The following is an 828-nucleotide window of genomic DNA, read 5'->3' on the forward strand; positions in this document are numbered from 1 at the left end:
CGGCACTGCGCTCTCGGCTACCGCACCCCGGTCCAGACCTGGCAAGACCACGAGAAAGACCTCGCTGCCACGGCAGCGTGAAAGAAGAAAAACACTAACGACTGTTCAAGATTCTTGACACAGCCCAAAGGTATTCAGTGGTCACGGGCGGGCCTGACTGCGTCTTTGAGTGCGAAGGCTCCACAGGTCAGTGCGATGAGTCCAAGTGGGATCGTTAGGCCTTGGAGGATGTCGGTGAAGACACCGATCGCGCCGATGGCGATGGGGATAAGTCCGAGTATTTGTTTCATGGCGTTGTCCGCAATGGGATACTAAGAGGGCCGGGGTCCGAGATACTGTTTCTATCTCGGACCCTGGCTTTTAATCCTTGTCTTTGGTTTTGCGGATTGCTTTGATGATTTGAACGATTCTGCCGAGCACTGCTCCGACTCCAATGAGGATTTCTCCCAAGTAATCCCTTGCTTCCTCCTTTCTGCGTAACACCATGACAGGTATACAACTTCCAATAGTGCCAGTGGTATACCCAATATGATTACCTAGCCATGTTTTTATCTTGACACTTGAAAATGGGTTCTAAAGCTACCGCCTAGGAAGTTGTGCAAGGTGCCAGCGAAGCTCCACGGGGAGCTGTATTGACAAAAATATTGCCGCAATACTGGCACATGATGGGTCCAGGACGAGCCGACAAAGAGAACGGTGGCAGGTCAAGTCCCGTGTAGTGGTGTAGCGGTCTAGCTTTCGGCTCGGTATGAAGTTCGGGGTTTTGGGTTAGGCGGTTAGCTGGTGTTGGTCGCCATGATCACCTCCTGGGTGGTGCATGAGGTGTTT

General features: G+C 52.3%; 1 protein-coding gene. It reads right to left on the reverse strand.

Annotated elements, in window-relative coordinates:
• Positions 1-134: 134 nt before the first annotated feature.
• On the reverse strand, positions 135-290 hold the full coding sequence (locus tag BN1241_RS12640; RefSeq protein ID WP_154665168.1) for a hypothetical protein: 156 nt from the start codon (positions 288-290) through the stop codon (positions 135-137).
• Positions 291-828 lie beyond the last annotated feature (538 nt).

This window comes from Flaviflexus massiliensis (assembly GCF_001375495.1).
GTDB classification, from domain to species: Bacteria; Actinomycetota; Actinomycetes; order Actinomycetales; family Actinomycetaceae; genus Flaviflexus; species Flaviflexus massiliensis.